Source organism: Chitinophaga filiformis, assembly GCF_023100805.1.
In the GTDB taxonomy this organism is placed as follows: domain Bacteria; phylum Bacteroidota; class Bacteroidia; order Chitinophagales; family Chitinophagaceae; genus Chitinophaga; species Chitinophaga filiformis_B.
In genome coordinates, this window is sequence record NZ_CP095855.1 from 1,503,630 (window position 1) to 1,522,468 (window position 18,839).

Annotated in this window: 16 protein-coding genes; 10 read left to right on the forward strand and 6 right to left on the reverse strand. The window is 48.4% G+C overall.

Going from position 1 to position 18,839, the window contains the following annotated elements:
• Window positions 1-18: 18 nt before the first annotated feature.
• On the reverse strand, window positions 19-1,044 hold the full coding sequence (gene ruvB, locus MYF79_RS06295; protein WP_247813064.1) for a Holliday junction branch migration DNA helicase RuvB: 1,026 nt from the start codon (window positions 1,042-1,044) through the stop codon (window positions 19-21).
• Window positions 1,045-1,145: 101 nt separating this feature from the next.
• On the opposite strand from ruvB, the gene MYF79_RS06300 reads away from it, so the two are divergent.
• Window positions 1,146-2,447 (forward strand): M28 family metallopeptidase, encoded by a 1,302-nt coding sequence (locus MYF79_RS06300; RefSeq protein ID WP_247813065.1) that lies wholly within the window; start codon window positions 1,146-1,148, stop codon window positions 2,445-2,447.
• Window position 2,448: 1 nt separating this feature from the next.
• Here MYF79_RS06300 and MYF79_RS06305 read toward each other — a convergent pair whose 3' ends face one another.
• Window positions 2,449-3,123, reverse strand: a complete 675-nt coding sequence (locus MYF79_RS06305; RefSeq protein WP_247813066.1) for a peptidoglycan DD-metalloendopeptidase family protein — start codon at window positions 3,121-3,123, stop codon at window positions 2,449-2,451.
• Between the two features lie 131 nt (window positions 3,124-3,254).
• Complete coding sequence (gene leuS / locus MYF79_RS06310) at window positions 3,255-6,023, reverse strand: leucine--tRNA ligase (protein ID WP_247813067.1); 2,769 nt, start codon at window positions 6,021-6,023, stop codon at window positions 3,255-3,257.
• A gap of 140 nt (window positions 6,024-6,163) precedes the next feature.
• Between leuS and MYF79_RS06315 the strand changes: the two genes are divergently transcribed.
• The 4 genes from MYF79_RS06315 (at window position 6,164) to MYF79_RS06330 (ending at window position 9,545) form a co-directional block, all read left to right on the forward strand.
• A complete protein-coding gene (locus MYF79_RS06315; RefSeq protein WP_247813068.1) occupies window positions 6,164-7,039 on the forward strand; it encodes a cell division protein FtsX in 876 nt (291 codons plus the stop codon).
• Window positions 7,040-7,065: 26 nt separating this feature from the next.
• Window positions 7,066-7,332: a DUF3098 domain-containing protein gene (locus tag MYF79_RS06320; protein WP_247813069.1), complete on the forward strand. Its 267-nt coding sequence runs from the start codon at window positions 7,066-7,068 to the stop codon at window positions 7,330-7,332.
• A gap of 95 nt (window positions 7,333-7,427) precedes the next feature.
• Complete coding sequence (locus MYF79_RS06325) at window positions 7,428-8,228, forward strand: undecaprenyl-diphosphate phosphatase (protein ID WP_247813070.1); 801 nt, start codon at window positions 7,428-7,430, stop codon at window positions 8,226-8,228.
• Window positions 8,229-8,300: 72 nt separating this feature from the next.
• Complete coding sequence (locus MYF79_RS06330) at window positions 8,301-9,545, forward strand: PorT family protein (protein WP_247813071.1); 1,245 nt, start codon at window positions 8,301-8,303, stop codon at window positions 9,543-9,545.
• Here the strand turns inward: MYF79_RS06330 and MYF79_RS06335 are convergent.
• Complete coding sequence (locus MYF79_RS06335; RefSeq protein WP_149698424.1) at window positions 9,542-10,759, reverse strand: alanine dehydrogenase; 1,218 nt, start codon at window positions 10,757-10,759, stop codon at window positions 9,542-9,544. The two genes, MYF79_RS06330 and MYF79_RS06335, sit on opposite strands and share 4 nt — an antisense overlap.
• Window positions 10,760-10,826: 67 nt before the next feature.
• The gene (gene tsaE, locus MYF79_RS06340) at window positions 10,827-11,249 is read right to left on the reverse strand and encodes a tRNA (adenosine(37)-N6)-threonylcarbamoyltransferase complex ATPase subunit type 1 TsaE (protein ID WP_199654866.1); all 423 of its coding nucleotides are present in this window, start codon (window positions 11,247-11,249) and stop codon (window positions 10,827-10,829) included.
• A 195-nt stretch (window positions 11,250-11,444) separates the two neighbouring features.
• Between tsaE and MYF79_RS06345 the strand changes: the two genes are divergently transcribed.
• The 5 genes from MYF79_RS06345 to MYF79_RS06365 all read left to right on the forward strand — a co-directional run bounded on the left by MYF79_RS06345 (window position 11,445) and on the right by MYF79_RS06365 (window position 17,569).
• Window positions 11,445-13,550 carry a heavy metal translocating P-type ATPase gene (locus MYF79_RS06345; protein WP_247813072.1) on the forward strand — a complete coding sequence of 702 codons (2,106 nt, stop codon included), beginning with the start codon at window positions 11,445-11,447 and terminating at the stop codon, window positions 13,548-13,550.
• Window positions 13,551-13,602: 52 nt separating this feature from the next.
• Window positions 13,603-15,507 carry an ATP-dependent DNA helicase RecQ gene (locus MYF79_RS06350; protein ID WP_247813073.1) on the forward strand — a complete coding sequence of 635 codons (1,905 nt, stop codon included), beginning with the start codon at window positions 13,603-13,605 and terminating at the stop codon, window positions 15,505-15,507.
• Window positions 15,508-15,809: 302 nt separating this feature from the next.
• On the forward strand, window positions 15,810-16,478 hold the full coding sequence (locus MYF79_RS06355; RefSeq protein ID WP_247813074.1) for a type 1 glutamine amidotransferase domain-containing protein: 669 nt from the start codon (window positions 15,810-15,812) through the stop codon (window positions 16,476-16,478).
• A 27-nt stretch (window positions 16,479-16,505) separates the two neighbouring features.
• Entirely contained in the window at window positions 16,506-16,808 is a 303-nt protein-coding gene (locus MYF79_RS06360) for a putative quinol monooxygenase (RefSeq protein WP_247813075.1), read from the forward strand.
• A gap of 5 nt (window positions 16,809-16,813) precedes the next feature.
• A complete protein-coding gene (locus MYF79_RS06365) occupies window positions 16,814-17,569 on the forward strand; it encodes an alpha/beta fold hydrolase (RefSeq protein WP_247813076.1) in 756 nt (251 codons plus the stop codon).
• A 172-nt stretch (window positions 17,570-17,741) separates the two neighbouring features.
• Here the strand turns inward: MYF79_RS06365 and MYF79_RS06370 are convergent, their stop codons facing one another.
• Window positions 17,742-18,788 carry a Gfo/Idh/MocA family oxidoreductase gene (locus tag MYF79_RS06370; RefSeq protein WP_247813077.1) on the reverse strand — a complete coding sequence of 349 codons (1,047 nt, stop codon included), beginning with the start codon at window positions 18,786-18,788 and terminating at the stop codon, window positions 17,742-17,744.
• Between the last annotated feature and the right edge of the window lie 51 nt (window positions 18,789-18,839).

Here is an 18,839-nt window from a genome sequence, read left to right on the forward strand (position 1 = left end):
ATTTTTTATAGCATACTATCAGAATAACAAGCCGCTGCCGCCTCCTCTGGGCGCTTTGCCCAGGTGTATGTAAGCTTTCTCTGTCACTTCCCTGCCACGTGGCGTACGTTTGATAAAACCTTCCTGTATCAGGAACGGCTCATAGACCTCTTCCAGTGTGCCGGCTTCTTCCCCTACAGCGGTAGCAATGGTAGTTATACCTACGGGGCCGCCTTTGAAATTTTCAATGATCACCTGGAGAATGCGGTTGTCCATTTCATCCAGGCCGTATTCATCCACATTCAAGGCTTTCAGGCTGAACTGTGCTATCTCCAGGTCAATAACGCCATTGCCTATCACCTGTGCAAAATCGCGTACACGCCTGAGCAGGCCATTGGCAATACGCGGTGTGCCCCTGGAGCGCCGGGCTATTTCCATTGCAGCATCTGAAGTGATCTTCGATTGTAACAGGCCCGCTGCCCGCCAGATGATCTTTTGCAGGGTGGCGGCACTATAATATTCCAGTCTTGACTTGATACCGAAACGGGAGAGCAGTGGCGCCGTCAGTAATCCTGAGCGGGTGGTAGCGCCTATCAGCGTGAAAGGATGCAGTGTGATCTGTATGGAGCGTGCACTGGGACCGGTATCGATCATGATATCAATACGGTAATCTTCCATGGCTGAATACAAGTACTCTTCCACTACCGTGCTAAGGCGGTGGATCTCGTCGATGAAGAGCACATCCTTATCTTCCAGGTTGGTGAGCAGGCCTGCCAGGTCGCCGGGTTTTTCTATTACCGGTCCGGAAGTTTCCTTGATATTTACGCCCATTTCATTGGCCACAATGCGGGAAAGGGTGGTTTTACCCAGGCCCGGAGGGCCATGGAACAGGATATGATCCAGGGCTTCTCCCCGTAATTTGGCTGCCTTGATAAATATTTTCAGGTTATCAATGATCTGGTCCTGCCCGGAGAAATCCACGATCTCCCGGGGCCGGATGCTATTCTCAAACTCCTTTTCTGCCGCGCTCTGGCGATTTTCTTCTGGTCTTAGCGGATTAGACATATCGGGGCGAAAGTTACCAAAAATATGGCGCTTGCAAGACGCCGGTAATACATTGTGTGGTATATTTATGCAGCGCCACAAAATTTAACCCGCTTAACACTATGAGAAAATATTATACATTACTACCTGCCCTATGCCTGATCACGCTCATGACCCAGGGACAGCAGATTAAAAAATCAGAAGTAAAACGCATATTATCCACATTAGCTGCTGATGATATGCAGGGACGTGAAACCTTCAAACCTGGTGCGGAAAAGGCCGCTACATTCCTGGAAAAGGAATTTGCAGCGGCAGGGTTACAGCCCCTGGCAGGAGATAATGACTTCAGACAATCATTTTTTCAGTACGACACTAAACCGGTAAAACAGGAATTGGTACTGAACGGACAAGCAACCCAGGGAGAAAGAGTGTTTGTAAGCAGTGTGGAAGCTAATATCAGCTGGACACAGGACACTGAAGTGGAAATAGCCCATATCAACGCGGGCGATAATTTCGATAGCAAGGTACGGGAGCTGAAACGTACGCCTAAAAATACCCTTGTATGGGTGGACAGCACGCAAACCGAAAAATTCAATCAATATGCCGGCGGATTACAGCAGCATGGCGCCAGTAAACAGGATAGTACTGCTACCGTTGTATTTGTTTTAAAACAGCAGGCGTCTGACGATGCAGGTAAATGGTCCGTTCAGGCTTCGCAGGAAGTTACCCGCCTGCCACTTTGTAATGTAGCCGGCATGATCACCGGCAGCGGTAAACCGGATGAATATGTGATCTTTTCCGGTCACTATGATCATATCGGGATCCTGGCGCCGGTAAAGCAGGACAGTATTGCCAATGGTGCGGATGATGATGCGAGCGGGGTGACTGCTGTATTGATGCTGGCCAGGTATTTTAAAACACACCCGCCTGTACGCAGTATTCTGTTTGTCGCATTTACCGGTGAAGAGATCGGCGGTTATGGTTCACGTTATTTTTCACGCCAGCTGGACCCTGAAAAGATCGTGGCAATGTTTAACATAGAAATGATTGGCAAGGAGTCTAAATTCGGTAAGAACAGCGCCTTTATCACGGGTTATGAACGTTCCGACTTCGGGCAGATACTGGGCCGCAACCTGGAATCTTCCGCATTTCATTTCTATCCTGACCCTTATCCAGAGCAGCAGCTTTTTTACCGTTCAGACAATGCTACCCTGGCAAGACTGGGAGTGCCGGCACATACCATCTCCACTACACAGATCGATAAAGATACCCTTTACCACAGTGTGAATGACGAGATAGAAAGCATGGACTTTGATAATATCACCAGCATCATACAGGCCATCGCTACCAGTGCTACCTCTATCGTAAATGGTAAGGATACACCCAGCCGGATAGACAAAGCGGCTGTAAGCAGCCGTCGATAAATTAAGGGATCATCTGGAGAATAATATTCGGATCCGGGCAATTGGCCAGGTATTTTTCCCTTTCGCTGTAACGGCATACACCGGGGTAATCTCCCTTGTTGCCTTCCATGTCAATAATGATCTGGAAATGCAGGTGAGGAGGCCAGTGGCCATTCTCCGGAATATCTCCGAAATGGGCTATCTGCTGGCCGGCTACGATCCGCATATTCTCCTGCAGGCCTTCCAGGTCGCGCAATGAAAGATGGCCATACAGTGTATGGAAAACATATCCCTCCAGCTGGTGACGAAGAATGATAGTAGCGCCGTAGTCGCCATGTATATCATTAAACCGGAAACTATGGACGGTGCCTTCCAAAGGGGCAAATACGGGTGTTCCGGGCTCACCCCATATATCAATGCCCAGGTGCAGGCGACGGGGTTCATCAGCTGTAGAGAAGTGCTCGCTGCGTGCATAAATTGTCCTGTGTTCTGCATAGCCTCCTATGCCAAACCTGCACTGATGTGCTGCCAGCAGCTGATTTACATAGTCGGTGAACTTTTGGGTATCATCCAGTATTGCTGTAGTAAGTGTGGCATTCCGGTCAGTGAAGTCCATAGCCAGCAGGCTGTCATTTTCCGGATCAAACAATACTACCGGCTGAAAGGGCTGATAACGCTTCAGGATCTGTTCTAACATACTGATGGGTTGAGAGGGGCAAATTACAAAAAGTGCGCTTTTTGTTATAATCAGTAAGATTAATAAACCCTTGGTATAAAACGAAAATGCCGCGGTACATACCGCGGCATTTTCGTTTTATAGCTTGATCATTAGATGACTATGTTGATCATCCTGCCTTTTACGATCACTACTTTCTTTACAGGCTTGCCATCGATCCATTTCTGAACGGCCTCGTTCACCAACACTTCTTTTTCAATGGTCTCATTGTCTGCATCGAGCGGGAAGCTCAGTTCAGTACGTGTTTTACCATTCACCGCTATCGGGTAGGTGAAGGCGCTTTCCTTAGTGTATTTTTCTTCAAATACCGGATAGGGGGCGTCCAGGATACTGGTGGTATTGCCCAGCTGATGCCACAACTCTTCGGCAATATGTGGTGCATATGGCGCCAGTAATATCAATACCGGTTCCAGTATGCTGCGTTTATTACATTTCAGGCTGCTCAGTTCATTCACACAGATCATGAACTGGCTGACTGCTGTATTGTAAGAGAAATTCTCCGTATCAGCATCTATTTTCTGTATGGTCTTGTGCAGTGTTTTCAGCTCTTCAGGCGTAGCTGCAGCATCTGTTACAATGATGCCTTTTTGTTCATCAGCAAACAGGCGCCATAGTTTTTTCAGGAAGCGGTGTACGCCTTCAATACCTTTAGTATCCCAGGGTTTAGACTGTTCTACCGGTCCGAGGAACATTTCGTACATACGGAAAGTATCAGCACCGAAACGCTCCACTACGTCATCGGGGTTGACAGTATTGTACTTCCCTTTACTCATTTTTTCGAGTAACACACCACAGATGTATTTTCCATCTTCCAGTATGAATTCTGCATCTTTATTGGCAGGCCTCCAGTTTCTGAAAGCGGCTATATCGAGCTCCAGACCATCTACAATGTTGACATCGGTATGCAATTCGTCTGTCTCGTATTGATCTTTCAAGCCATGGGAAACATACGTATTCGTACCACGCACGCGATACACCATGCGGGAGCTTCCGCCGATCATGCCCTGGTTGATCAGTTTCTTATAAGGCTCCTGGAAGCTGATATATCCCAGGTCAAACAGTGCTTTTGTCCACATACGGGAGTACAGCAGGTGGCCTACAGCATGTTCGGTACCTCCCACATAAACATCTACCTGGTTCCAGTAGTCGGTTGCTGCACGGTCTGCAAACACAGCTGTGTTCTTAGGATCGGCATAACGCAGGAAGTACCAGCTGCTGCCGGCATAGCCAGGCATCGTATTGGTTTCACGCCTGGTGTCGGCATCGATATTTACCCAGTCGGTAATGTTGGCCAGCGGCCCTTCGCCTTCTTCGCCGGGCTTATAGTTCTCTACGTGCGGCAAGGTAACGGGGAGGTCTTTCTCTTCCAGTGCGTAAGGTATACCGTTCTTATATACGATTGGGAACGGCTCGCCCCAGTAACGCTGACGGCTAAAGCCAGAGTCCCTCATCTTATAGTTGATCTGGCGTTTGCCAATACCCATTGCCTCTATTTTGTCTGCCACCACATCCATCGCGGCGCGCATGGTCATGCCGTCGAGGAAATCGCTGTGCTGCAGGATCGCATCTTTTGTAGGGTTGGCCTCTTCTCCGTTAAAGGCATCTCCGATAATGTTGGTGATCGGGATGTTGAAGTGTTTGGCAAAAGAGTAGTCACGCTGGTCGCCGCAAGGCACCGCCATGATAGCGCCTGTACCATATCCGGCCAGTACGTATTCAGAGATCCATACCGGGATGCGGCGTTTGTTGAACGGATTGAGCACATATGCGCCGGTAAAGCAACCGGTGATCTGTTTCACTTCCGCCAGGCGCTCACGTTCTGAGCGGCTCTGTACATAGTCCAGGTATTTTTCCACTTCTGCTTTCTGGTCTGCGGTAGTGATGCGGCTCACCAGGTCATGCTCCGGCGCCAGTACCATGAAATCCACACCGAAGATGGTATCGGGGCGGGTGGTATATACCGTTACGCTGCTATCTGCCACGCTATCAAAAGCAAACGTGATTTCAGCCCCCTGGCTCTTACCGATCCAGTTGCGCTGCATTTCCTTCATGGCGTCACTGTACTCGACGGTTTCCAGTCCTTCCAGCAGGCGGTTGGCGTACTCTGTAATGCGGAGGAACCACTGCCTCATCTTCTTTTTAACAACAGGGTAGCCACCACGCTCACTTACACCATTCACCACCTCATCGTTGGCCAGTACGGTACCCAGGGCCGCGCACCAGTTCACCTCGGCAAAGGCCAGGTAGGCCAGGCGGTAGTGCATAAGGATCTCACGCTGGCGTGTTTCACTGAATTGCTTCCATTCTTCTGCAGTAAAGCTGATATTGCGGTCGCCGGGACATTCATAATCCTTATTACCTGCCTTTTCAAAAGCAGCTATCAGGGTTTCAATGCGTTCTGCTTTCTGCAGGGCGCGGTTGAACCAGCTATCGAAGAGCTGCAGAAAGATCCACTGTGTCCATTTGTAATAACCGGGGTCGCTGGTTTTTATTTCGCGGTCCCAGTCAAAACTGAACCCTATATTGTCCAGCTGCCTGCGGAAGGCAGCCAGGTTGTTAGCTGTAGTAACTGCGGGGTGCTGACCGGTTTCCAGTGCATACTGTTCTGCCGGCAGGCCAAAGGCGTCCCAGCCCATTGGGTGGAGTACATTAAAGCCTTTTAATCTTTTATAACGGGCATAAATATCGGATGAGATATACCCCAGTGGGTGCCCCACATGGAGCCCTGCCCCCGATGGGTAGGGAAACATATCCAGTACATAACATTTGGGTTTGGGGCTGTTGTTGCTAACCTGGTAAGCCTTTGTGTTTACCCAGTGTGCCTGCCACTTTTTCTCAATCGCCCTGAAATTGTATTCCATATATTAATTAAATAATCTGTCTTATCCGAACACAGGCCTTTGTTTAGCGCCTATGTGCTGAGCTTAAAATAACGTTAAAGGACGACAAAAGTAAACATAACTGCTAATTTTTATTATTTTCGCCATTAAACGGTAGATTAATGGCGCAGCAACCCGGCAAATCATCATCAAAAAAATCCAAACCTTCCTATCTCTACTCTATTATTGGGGTGGCCTTAGTGCTTTTTCTGCTGGGGACGCTCGGTCTGATTGTCATACATGCCAATAAACTGAGCGAGTTTTTCAAGGAAAGTATTGAAATACAGGTGATTCTGAGGGATAATGTAAAGGAAGAGCAGGCCATTGCCCTGCGGGATTCCATCGCATCCCGTCCTTACGTGAAGTCTATAGAATACGTCTCCAAGGATATGGCTGCCGAGCGCTTTAAAAAGGAATTCGGAGAGGATTTTATTACCCTCCTGCAATACAACCCCTTATATGCCAGCATCAACATCAAGGGAAATGCCCCTTATGTGAATCCTGACAGCCTGAAAGTGATAGAGGCTAATCTCACCCAGCAGAATATCGTCAGGGAGATCTCCTATCAGAGAGGACTGGTCAGCAAACTGAACGAAAATGTAAGAAAGATCGGCCTGGTGATCCTGGGCATCTGTATACTACTCTCACTGGTCGTGATCGTGTTGATCGACAATACCATCCGCCTGGCGATGTTCAGCAACCGTTTCCTGATCAAGACCATGCAGATGGTAGGGGCTACCCGCTGGTTCATTGCCAAACCATTCGACCTGCGTAGTATTATAAACGGGGCATTAAGCGCATTGATCGCCATTGCCGGCGTAGTCGGCATTGTGTATGGGGCCGACCAGCTGTTGCCCGAACTGGCAGGTATGAGGGATTATTTCATGATGGCGCTGCTGTTCATCGGCATGATCATCATCGGGATCTGTATCTCACTGGTCAGTACACACCGCTCCGTCATGAAGTACCTGCGTCTGAAACTGGACGATCTATATTAATCTGATAATTTTCACCATACGATACTATGAGTAAAGCATCCAAGCATATCACCGTTGAAAAGGCAGGCGTAGAGGAACGCCCTGTTTTTGCAAAAGAGAATTACAAATTCATGATCGCCGGACTGGCTATCGTGCTCGTAGGTTTCCTGTTAATGATGGGAGGCAACAGCGATGATCCCAATACCTTCAAACCTGAAGAAGTATACAGTTTCCGCCGTATTACCCTGGCGCCGATCGTTATCGTGCTGGGCCTGATAGTAGAGATCTACGCTATCATGCGCAGACCTAAATAAGCGCGGATATAAAATATTGAATGTTCACGGCGATGAAATGCTCATCGCCTTTTTTTTGATAACAGTACTTCAGAACTTAAATTCTTTTAATTGTCATGGATATCTGGCAGGCGATTATTATTGCGATAGTGGAAGGATTAACCGAATTCTTACCTGTATCGTCAACAGGTCATATGGTGATCACCAGTGCATTGTTAAAGCTCAACAAAGACGAATTCACCAAACTGTTTGAAGTTTGTATCCAGCTGGGAGCCATCCTGGCAGTGGTCGTTTTATACTGGAGAAAATTCCTGGTATTCGATAAGAACAGGATCAGTTTTTATATAAAGCTGATCGTCGCTGTATTACCGGCGCTGATTGTCGGTTACTTATTTGCAGACCGCATTGATGCATTGCTCGAAAGCCCCCTGGTGGTAGGTATCACCTTATTGCTTGGAGGGATCGTACTGCTGTTTGTCGACAACTGGTTTACCCGGCCCACTATAGAAAAGGATGAACAAATTAGCCTCTTTAAGGCCCTGCGCATCGGTTTCTGGCAGTGTGTGGCCATGATACCGGGCGTGAGCCGCAGCGCCGCTACCATCATCGGTGGTATGCAGCAAAAGCTGACCCGTAATGTAGCTGCGGAATTTTCCTTCTTCCTGGCAGTACCCACCATGGCGGCAGCCACCGGTTATAAGCTGCTGAAGGGACGTGAACTGCTGATGTCCAACACTGAAAACCTGAAACTCCTGTTGATAGGAAACGTCGTGGCATTCATCGTGGCCATGATCGCTATAAAATTCTTCATCAATGCCCTCAAGAAATATGGTTTCCGGGTATGGGGATACTATCGTATTGTGGTAGGCATCGCAATCCTGGTGGCTATCGGGCTCGGTTACAAATTATCTGTATAACTAAACTTTAAAATAAAAGGCAGGTCCCGGATCGTATGGTCCGGGCCTTACTATTTAATCATCTGTACCTGTATGAGAGTTATTTCCCTCTTCCTGTGCTGTATGCTGATCAGCTACGCTGCCGTGGCGCAACGTAATTATGTTCCCGGCACGATCGTTACCCTGAAGAATGATTCACTGAAAGGTTTTATAGACTTCCGCAACTGGTATCAGTCGCCGGGCGAAATTGTCTTTAAAGGAAGCCTGTCCGACGCGAATGAGCAACGATTCAAGCCGGCAGATATTAACGGGTTCAAAGTAGCGGAACCTGACGTTGAATATGTAAGCCGGAAATTGCGTATCGATATTACCAGGCAGGATATCAAAAGCCTGAATGAAAGCACTGAGCGTATCGTACAGGATACCCCGGTATTCCTGATGAGAATAGTGACAGGGCCGTATAACCTGTATCAGTATATAGATCCGTTTTCAAGGGCGCACTATATTTATGATGCCGTTGATGTGCCGGCCAGAGAACTGGAGTATATACAGCAATATGTAGAGCGCTCCTCGGGCAGCGGCATCTTTACAGATGAAAGATATAAAGACCAGTTAGCGGCTTTGTTTGCAGATAATGCCGAACTGTCGGAAAAGGCCGGGAAAGTACCTTACAGGGAAGCGAACCTGAAAAAACTGTTCCTGGCTTACAACACCTATAAGGCGCCGGGAAGCGGAACGCAGCAGCCGGTAAGGGTTCAGAAGAAAGCGCATCTGCCGGTGACTTACGGCATCATGGGGGGAATAGCGTTTAACAGCTATCCTTTTAGCGGAGCTGCCTTTTTAGGACAGGGGGAATATGAAAATACCCAAAGCCCTGTAGGCGGTATCTGGACCGATATTCCCCTGGGCCGTAACGGACGTAATATCTCCTTCGTCGCAGAGTTGCTATATAAAAAACTGGAGGCTAACGGGGATTTGCATGGTGTGTACAACGGTGCTGTTGTAAAGTTTGCGTTCAGCTATTTACAGTTAAATACATTGTTCCGTTATACCTATCCGACTAAAACAGCAATAAGGCCTTATATCAATGCCGGCATCGGGAATGGGTTCGTAATTAAAACGAGTGAGAACAGGATACTGAGAAGCCGCGACACGCAATGGCAGGTTGCAATAGACGGGCCCCGTAAATATGAACAGACATTAGTAGGAGGTATAGGCGTAAAGATCTATAAAGTGAACGTTGAAGCAAGGTATACAACAGGCAATGGCTTCTCTCCTTATCCCGGAGGGAAATCTGCTATTCACAGCTTTCAGATCCTGGCCGCCTATGGTTTCTAACCTTTCACTGCCAGCAGTAATTCCAGGTCTGTATATTTCAGTTTGAACTTTTCACTGAGATGATAATTGGTCAGTGCACCTTTATAGAGATAGATACCATTGCGTACACCGCGCTTGATCCATACAAGATTTTCAAAGCCGCCATCATCGGCCGCTTCCAGCAACAGGGGCATCAGTACATTACTGATCGCTTCTGATGCGGTGCGGGCAAAGCCTGAGGGGATGTTAGGTACGCAATAATGCACGACATCATATTTTTTGAAGACAGGATTCTCATGACTGGTGATCTCTGAGGTTTCGAAACAACCACCACGGTCGATGCTGACATCCACGATCACTGATCCTGCTTTCATATTGCTGACCATCGCCTCTGTTACAACGATAGGTGTACGACCGCTCTGGGATGACAATGCACCCACTGCCACATCTGCATTGCGGAGTTGTTCCGCCAATACCTTAGGCTGCATAACAGATGTGAATATACGTACGCCGATATTGTTCTGAAGGCGTTTCAGCTTGTATATATTGTTGTCAAATACCTTTACAGAAGCGCCTAAGGCCATTGCCGTTCTGGCCGCGAATTCGCCTACAATACCCGCCCCGATGATCACTACCTTGGTAGGCGGAATGCCGGTCACACCACCCAGCAGAATACCTTTCCCTTTATTACCATTACTGAGGTACTGACCTGCAAGCAACATCACCGCACCGCCGGCTATTTCGCTCATAGCCCTTACAATAGGGTACGTACCTGCATCATCTTTCAGGTTCTCAAAAGAGAGCAATGTGATCCTTTTTTCCATCATCTTCTGTACCTGCTCTATCTTCAGGGCAGCAAGGTGGATAGGGGAAATAACGATCTGATGAGGGTGCAGCAGTTCTATTTCTTCATCATTCAGCGGCGCAGACTTTACGATGATCTCCGCTTTGAATACTTCCTTTTTATCATACAGGATCTCGGCGCCGGCCTCTGAGAAATCGGTATCATAGAAATGTGAGCCGTCGCCGGCTTTATGTTCTACTACAATATGATGACCATTGCTGGCTAATATGCTAACCGCATCGGGTGTTAATGCAATGCGGTTCTCCTGGAAGGACGTCTCTTTAGGTATGCCAATAAATAAACGGGAGTTTTTTTGTGGAATATCTAACGTTTCTTCCAGTGGTGAATACGTAAAGCCAGCACTCACAACAGGTTTTTGCCTTTGCTCCATATGATTATCAAGATTGGTCCGGGTGATTTTTTCCGCGTATCCAAAGATACGTCATTTGTTTAAAGCATTATCCGGCGCGTAAAAGCCTTTTTTTGTCAGGTAACACCGATAGCTGCAGCCGGACGGTATCCGGTGGCAGTAGGTCATTGATGATGTCAGGCCATTCTACAAAACTGATGGCATGATCGTGATATAACGTGTCTTCAACGCCCGCTGCTATGGCTTCTTCCTCGTCCTTTAGCCGGTAGAGGTCCAGGTGGTAAATGGTGTATTCCTGACCGTTTTCCCGGAATGCATATTCATTGATGATCGAAAAAGTAGGACTTGCTGTAGCATCTTCCACACCTCTGGCGCTGCAAAGCGCTTTTATAAAGGTGGTCTTACCTGCTCCCATCGGCCCTTCCAGGGTGAATATATGTTGCCCCTTGTAATGTTGCCAGAAGCTTTCTGCAGTTGCCGGCAGCTCTTCCTGAGAAAATGTCCATTCCATGCAGTAAATTTAGCTAATTACTATATCATTGGTTGCTACGGAGTTGCATTAAAAGTTGAACCTGCCGGAATGAATTGATTCTCTGTACAATAAGCAGTTATGCCGATACTCCGTTGCATTAATATTTTATTCGCTAAAAACAGTGCTTGGTACCTTTGTGTAAGGTATTATGATATTAATTTTATTCGCTGAATCATGGAAACGATCAGTTGTAAAGTAAGAGGTATGCATTGCACCAATTGCGCGCAATCGGTGTCAAAATACCTTGAAAATAAAGGGATGCAGGACGTGAACGTGAGCTTTGCCACAGAAGAGTTGAGCTTTACCCTGCCCGCAGGGATCACCTCTGCCAATGATGTGCTGAATGGCATAAACCAGATGGGCTACCAGATTATATTGCCGAACCAACCTCAGCCCGGGAATTTATTCCTCAATACCCTGACCTTTAAATTCTTCTTCTGCGCTGTTTTTACTGCTCCCTTACTGCTGCATATGTGGGTAAACTGGGCCTGGCTCCACGATACCTATGTACAGTTAGCCCTGGCTACTCCGGTATACCTGATGGGTATGTGGCATTTCGGTCGCAGCGCCTGGCGGTCGCTGGTGAACAGGCTGGCCAATATGGACGTACTGATCACACTGGGCGCCACAGCTGCTTACGGGTACAGCCTCACAGGCACCCTGCTGCAACTGGGCAGCGATTATATGTTCTACGAAACGGCAGCAGCCATCATTACCCTGGTATTCCTGGGCAACCTGCTGGAAGAACGTTCCGTAAAGCAAACCACCACCGCCATTGCCGACCTGGCAAGGATGCAGGTGACCACCGCAAGACGGATCGAGGAGCATGGCGATCATGAACATATTCATGTGGTAGACAACCAGACCCTTAAACCGGGAGATAAGGTACTCGTAAATACCGGCGACAAGATCCCGATGGATGGTACTATCTATTGGGGCAGCGGTCATATCAATGAATCGATGATAACCGGTGAAAGTGCTCCCGTAGCCAAAAGCGAAAAGCATAAGGTTATCGGCGGTACCATACTGGAAGATGGCAGTATCAAGATGTTCGTTACGGCCACCGGGAAGGACACAGTATTGTCTTATATCATAGAACTGGTAAAACAGGCGCAGAGTGCCAAGCCCAATATGCAAAAGCTGGCCGACAGGATCAGCGGCATTTTCGTGCCCCTGGTGCTGGGCATTGCTATTGCTACCTTCCTCGGTTGGGCCATTTTCGGGAATGTGAGCACCGGCGAAGCTATTATGAAAAGCATTGCAGTGCTGGTTATTGCATGCCCCTGTGCCATGGGATTGGCTACACCTGCCGCTGTAATGGTAGGGCTGGGGCGCGCTGCCAATAACGGGATACTCATCAAAGGAGCTAATACGCTGGAGGCATTCAAGGATATCAGGTATGTGGTGCTGGATAAAACCGGTACACTTACCACGGGTAAATTGCAGGTAGGGAACTATCACTTTGAAGGAATGACAGAACAGGAATTCAAAAAGATGGTCTATAGCCTGGAAAAATATTCTTCTCATCCCATTGCCCGCTCCCTTTCCGGTTTGTGGAAAGGGGAGGGCGAGACACCCTTACAACAGGTGAGGGAAATAAAAGGCCGGGGCATGCAGGCGAAAGACGTTGCAGGCAATGAGTGGCAGCTCGGCTCTTTTATGATGGCGGAAAAGGTTACCTCAGATGACAGTCATAACATCTATCTTCTGAAGAACGGGCAACTGGCAGGCTGGATCGATCTTACTGATGAGATCAGGCCCGATGCAGCGCTGATGGTGAAGCAACTGCAGCAAAGGGGCATTAAGCCTGTATTGCTGAGTGGAGACACTGAGCGTAAATGCCGGGAACTGGCCAACCAGACAGGTATAACGGAAGTGTTCGCGGGACAGACACCTGAACAGAAACTACAGAAAATAGACGCGCTCATGAAAGAGGCTGCAGTAGCGATGGTGGGAGATGGCATTAACGATGCGCCGGCCCTGGCCAGGGCCAGCATTGGCATCTCACTGAGTGATGCTACGCATGTGGCCATGCAAAGCGCCAATGTTATACTGCTGAACAACCGTCTTTCCTCACTGCCACTGGCACTCGGGCTGGGGCGTCATACCTATCTTACCATCAAACAGAATCTTTTCTGGGCCTTCATTTATAATATCATTGCTATTCCTTTTGCGGCTTTCGGCGTTTTAAGCCCGATATCCGGAGCTGGTGTGATGGCGCTTTCAGATATTGTACTGGCAGTGAATTCTGTAAGACTGCGCTATAAGAAGGTGATCTGAGCATCGGCATGTGCAGATGTGAGCAATTCTTTATTTTTACAGCTGCACTGATATGGCCAATCCATCCGACATACTCAAAAAATACTGGGGATACACGCAATTCCGTCCTTTACAGGAAGAGATCATCCAATCTGTCAGCAAGGGTACAGACACACTGGCCCTGCTACCAACAGGCGGCGGAAAATCCATCTGTTTCCAGGTGCCGGCTATGCTCAGCGAAGGCCTGTGTATAGTGGTCACACCGCTTATTGCCCTGATGAAAGACCAGGTGGCTAACCTGCAAAAGCGGAATATACCCGCAGTAGCTATCTATGCAGGTATGTATTACCAGGATGTGGAAAGACTGCTGGAGGAAGCCCGCAGGGGAAAGTACAAATTCCTCTATCTCTCTCCCGAACGCCTGCAAAGCAAGCGTTTCCTGGAATATTGTGATGGTATGCCCGTGAACCTGCTGGCCATTGATGAAGCACACTGTATCTCTCAGTGGGGATATGATTTCAGGCCGGCCTACCTTGAAATTGCTACTATCCGGACTTATTTTCCCGGGGTGCCGCTACTGGCGCTGACGGCATCGGCTACTCCCCGAGTACAGCAAGACATCTGTGAGAAGCTGTTAATGAAACAGCCGGCTATATTCACAAAAAGCTTTGCCCGTCATAATCTTTCCTATAGCGTTATTGAAGAAGACAATAAACCGGAGAAATTAAAGCACATCCTGCAGCGGGTGCAGGGCAGCGCTATTGTATACTGCCGAAACAGGAAGCGTACGCGGGAAGTGGCTGAGATGCTGGAACAAAGTGGTATTGCTGCCACCTATTACCACGCAGGCCTGACCGGCGAGGAACGTGCGGTGCGACAGGAGCTATGGCTGAATAACCGTATCAGGGTAATGGCTTGTACCAACGCATTTGGTATGGGCATAGATAAGCCCGATGTGCGCGTGGTGATCCACTACGATGCTACGGATGGACTTGAATCATATTACCAGGAAGCGGGTCGTGCAGGAAGGGATGAAAAGAAGTCTTATGCCGTCTTGATGTATCAACAACAGGAACTGACGGAAATGGTCAGGATGATGGCGCTGCAGTTCCCCGAAGCAGAGGAGATCCGCGAGGTGTACCAATGCCTGGTCAATTACCTGCAGGTGGCCGTAGGAAGCGCAGAAGGCGTTTATTATGATTTCGACATCAATGACTTTGTCCGGAAATTCGAACTGAATATTACCACTGCATATAGCGCGTTGAAGATACTGGAGCAGGAAGGTATCCTGCAGCTGAGCGAAAGTGTGTTTATGCCTTCCCGTGTAGAGTTCATCATCAGCAAACAAACGCTGTATGACTTTACAGATATGCAGCCGGCATACGACCCCCTGTTGCAGACATTGCTGCGTACCTACGAAGGCATCTTCGATACGCCTGTACCGGTGTATGAAAAGCAGGTGGCAAGACTTATGAGAAAACCGGAATCGCAGGTCATAGAATGGTTGCAGCAATTGCATCAGCGCCGGATCCTGAAGTATAACCAGCGCAAGGAAGAACCTCAGCTATGCTTCACACAGGAGCGTGTTTCCGCACAACACCTGCGTATCGATACCAACAGGATAAAAGAGCGTATGAAAGTGTACAAAGAGCGCCTGGATGCCATGATCGACTATATCCGGAACAGGGAAGTGTGTCGTACACAGATGCTGGTACGGTATTTTGGCGAGAAGAGCACAGCTGACTGCGGTGTCTGTGACGTGTGTATAGAGAAAAAGAAAAAGCCGCTGGAGGGAAAGGAAGCCGAAGCAATAGCTGTCCAACTATTGGCGCAGCTACAGGCCGTGCCAATGGAGTGGGCGGATGTACGTAACAGGTTATTGACGATAAAGGAAGACGCTTTACTGGAAGTGATGCAATTCCTGATAGCAGAGGGAAGAGCGGGCAGGGACGCACTCGGGAGAGTACATTTGTTGTAGGCAGGATGTTTTTATTATCCCTCTTGTCGCTCTGCCTGTACAATTTTCGAACTTGTTTCCCCATGATTTAAGGCATTTGGCAAATATCGCGGTTTGAAAACAAAGGTTCAGCCGCTTTTCTATTTCTATCATAACCACTACCCGATTCCCTCCGGTCATTTCAGACAGATAACCTATTACTATTCTAATATCATCTATTAATAGAGTGATTTCCCAATGATCGTGGAGCATTCTAATTTTAGGTTAAGTCAGTACTGCTACCCATATATCGCTTAATCCATCACTAATCAATTTTTCAAATTATGAAAAAGAAGATCTTGTTCGTTGTCTCCAGCACCCATGTAATTGGGCCTAACCAGCGTCGTACAGGCAATTTGCTGCCTGAGGTAGCCCACCCCTACGAAGTTTTTAAAAAAGAGGGATATGAGATCGACGTCTATAGCGTCAAAGGCGGCGAGGCCCCTATAGAAATGGTTGAGCCGGAAGATCCGGTCAATCAGGCTTTTCTAAAAGGTGATGGGCCGGAGAAATTTAAGAATAGCGGCAGCATTGAAGAGGTGAGCACAGATAAATACGATGCTGTCTTTGTACCCGGTGGTCTTGCGCCTGTGGCCGACCTGCCGGATAATCCGACGGTTCAGAAAATATTGTCCACCATGTATGAGAATGGCAAAGTAGTGAGCGCCGTTTGTCATGGGCCGGTGTGCCTGATCAACGTCAGATTGAACGACGGCTCTTATCTGATCAAAGGAAAAAAGGTAACCGGCTTCAGTATTACAGAGGAATTCGACTATGCAAGAGGAGACGTTCCATTCGAGCTGGAAGACGCTTTGAAGGAGCGTGGCGCCGACTATAGCTGTATCACTCCCTGGAAGGCGTACAGCATTACCGACGGGAGGCTGGTGACCGGCCAGAACCCGGCTTCCGCACAGGGGGTGGCCCAAAGGGTCGTTACTATTTTAGAATCCTGAGCCCTTCCGGCATAAAAACGAATAATTATGGCAACGTCACCTGTTTACGTATTTGCGCGTTGGAAAGTCAAAGAAGGCAAAATGCAGGAGCTGCTACAGCTGCTGACATCGCTCCGGATGCAAACACAGGCTGAAGAAGGCAACCTCTTTTACACCGTGTGTCAGGACAATTCTGATGCCAACACATTGCTGCTGTCTGAAGGTTACACAAGTGCCACAGCGCAGCAGGCGCATGTAAGTTCGGATCGTTATAAAAAATTAGCAGCCGGCGGGATCATTCCCCTGCTCAATGAACGCGAAGTGTTTTTAACAACTCCAATTATAAAATAAAAGTCATGAAAACAGTACATACGCTCTTGCTTTTAAGTTCTATGTTCGCTACGGAAGTTTCAGGACAATCGGGCGATGGTGAAAAGCCAACGATCATTTTTGTACATGGCATATGGGCCGACGGCTCTTGCTTTACCCAGCAGATAGAACAACTGCAGGCAAAAAACTATCATGTAATGTCTATTCAAAATGGGGTAACCAGTCTGGCGGATGATGTGGCCGAAACGCAAAAGGCCATCGACATGGTCAAAGGTAAGGTAATACTTGTCGGTCATTCCTGGGGAGGCATGGTGATTAGCCAGGCGGGCAACGATCCGAAAGTGGTCGGCCTGGTCTACCTGGCCGCCTATGGTCCTGAGAAGGGAGAGTCAGTGTTGTCCGTATCGGCCAACGCGCCCCAGACCGAACTGACCAAGTACCTCGTAACATCGGGCGGAACCGTTTTCATTACAGAAGAAGGGGTAAAGAAGGTGTTTGCGGACGACCAGAGCGCCCAAAAGCAGGCACTGTTATATGCAACACAGACACCGGCGGTACACACCGTGTTTGACGATAAAGGTGGAGAGCCTGCATGGAAGACCAAGCCTAGCTGGTACATAGTAGCGAAGAACGATAAGACGATCCATCCGGACCTGGAGCGTTTTATGGCCAAAAGGATGAATGCAAGGACCCTCGAGATCCCTTCCGCTCATGTCATGATGCTGTCGCATCCCATGGAAGTGCTTAAAGTCATCGAAGAAGCCGCTAACTACAAGCACTGATGCTGTCAGTTCATGGGAATGCCGGCCCCCAGGCCCTTTGAAATCTCATTCAATTGATGATTGGAACAGGTGAAATTTCACCCTTAAGGTGGTGCCCGATCTGCTTCCGGTGCGGCAAATTACTCACCGGAAGCAGATCTGAGGGCTATATCCAATACTACAAGTATTGCTGTTACAACTTGATGATCTTACCTTCTTTACTGCTCTGGAAAGCGGCCTCGATCACCCGGATCACATTTACGGCATCTGCCGGTTCTACAGGCACAGGGGCTCCCTGCGTGAGCGCCTTGTGCATGCCATCAAAATATTCCAGGTAGTCGCCTTTGGGAGAAGGCAGGTACTTCCTGATCACCTCACCGTCTTTCTCAGTATGCAGCAGGCCCCATTCATGGATGCCTTCCACGCCCCATCCCGGAGCGCCTGGCATCAGGCCCTGTTGCAGCATGGTTTCCTGTGTATCGGCTTTCGTTTTAATGAAAGAACCTTTACGGCCATGAAACTGATAGGAGGGGATAGGCTCCCTGGTGATATAACTGCATTTCAGGCGTACACGTAATTTATCATAGAAGAATACCAGCTCGAAATAGTCATCCACAATAGATTCCGGGCGGATGATGCGGATATCTGCCCAGATGGCATCCGGTAAGCCGAATAGCTGAAGTGCCTGGTCCACCAGGTGTGAGCCCAGGTCGTACAGCCCTCCGGTGCCTGGTAAGGCAGCTTCTTTGTGTTTCTTATAACTTAATTCCTCACGGTAACGGTCGTAGTGGATCTCTGCCTCCAGGATCTCTCCCAGGTCGCCGCTGGCAATTACCTGTCGAACGATCTTGAAGTCACTATCAAAGCGGCGGTTGTGATATACACTCAGCAAGAGGCCCTTGCTTTTGGCGAGTGCTGTTAGTTCCTGTCCTTCTGCGGAGTTGACGGTGAAAGGCTTTTCAACGATCACATGTTTACCGGCATTCAATGCCGCTTTCGTATATTCATAGTGGGTATAATTGGGCGTATTGACAACGATCAGTTCCAGGGACTCGTCCTGGAGCATCTCTTCCACACTTTTGTAAACTTTCACGTCCGGATACCTTTCCTGTGCCATGTGTTTGCTTCTTTCCACCACAGCCGTGAATGCAAACCCCGGATGTACATGTATAAAGGGAGCGTGAAAAATATGGCCTGACATGCCATATGCACATATACCGGTCTTGATAATTCTTTCCATGAAAATCCTGGTTTTGTTCAGTTAGGGCAATAAGATAGTGAATATTCGGTA

What these genes read in the sequence shown, in the direction of transcription:
- ruvB (WP_247813064.1), bottom strand. Translation starts at nt 1,044, where the DNA reads ATGTCTAATCCGCTAAGACCAGAAGAAAATCGCCAGAGCGCGGCAGAA.
- MYF79_RS06300 (WP_247813065.1), top strand. Translation starts at nt 1,146, where the DNA reads ATGAGAAAATATTATACATTACTACCTGCCCTATGCCTGATCACGCTC.
- MYF79_RS06305 (WP_247813066.1), bottom strand. Translation starts at nt 3,123, where the DNA reads ATGTTAGAACAGATCCTGAAGCGTTATCAGCCCTTTCAGCCGGTAGTA.
- leuS (WP_247813067.1), bottom strand. Translation starts at nt 6,023, where the DNA reads ATGGAATACAATTTCAGGGCGATTGAGAAAAAGTGGCAGGCACACTGG.
- MYF79_RS06315 (WP_247813068.1), top strand. Translation starts at nt 6,164, where the DNA reads ATGGCGCAGCAACCCGGCAAATCATCATCAAAAAAATCCAAACCTTCC.
- MYF79_RS06320 (WP_247813069.1), top strand. Translation starts at nt 7,066, where the DNA reads ATGAGTAAAGCATCCAAGCATATCACCGTTGAAAAGGCAGGCGTAGAG.
- MYF79_RS06325 (WP_247813070.1), top strand. Translation starts at nt 7,428, where the DNA reads ATGGATATCTGGCAGGCGATTATTATTGCGATAGTGGAAGGATTAACC.
- MYF79_RS06330 (WP_247813071.1), top strand. Translation starts at nt 8,301, where the DNA reads ATGAGAGTTATTTCCCTCTTCCTGTGCTGTATGCTGATCAGCTACGCT.
- MYF79_RS06335 (WP_149698424.1), bottom strand. Translation starts at nt 10,759, where the DNA reads ATGGAGCAAAGGCAAAAACCTGTTGTGAGTGCTGGCTTTACGTATTCA.
- tsaE (WP_199654866.1), bottom strand. Translation starts at nt 11,249, where the DNA reads ATGGAATGGACATTTTCTCAGGAAGAGCTGCCGGCAACTGCAGAAAGC.
- MYF79_RS06345 (WP_247813072.1), top strand. Translation starts at nt 11,445, where the DNA reads ATGGAAACGATCAGTTGTAAAGTAAGAGGTATGCATTGCACCAATTGC.
- MYF79_RS06350 (WP_247813073.1), top strand. Translation starts at nt 13,603, where the DNA reads ATGGCCAATCCATCCGACATACTCAAAAAATACTGGGGATACACGCAA.
- MYF79_RS06355 (WP_247813074.1), top strand. Translation starts at nt 15,810, where the DNA reads ATGAAAAAGAAGATCTTGTTCGTTGTCTCCAGCACCCATGTAATTGGG.
- MYF79_RS06360 (WP_247813075.1), top strand. Translation starts at nt 16,506, where the DNA reads ATGGCAACGTCACCTGTTTACGTATTTGCGCGTTGGAAAGTCAAAGAA.
- MYF79_RS06365 (WP_247813076.1), top strand. Translation starts at nt 16,814, where the DNA reads ATGAAAACAGTACATACGCTCTTGCTTTTAAGTTCTATGTTCGCTACG.
- MYF79_RS06370 (WP_247813077.1), bottom strand. Translation starts at nt 18,788, where the DNA reads ATGGAAAGAATTATCAAGACCGGTATATGTGCATATGGCATGTCAGGC.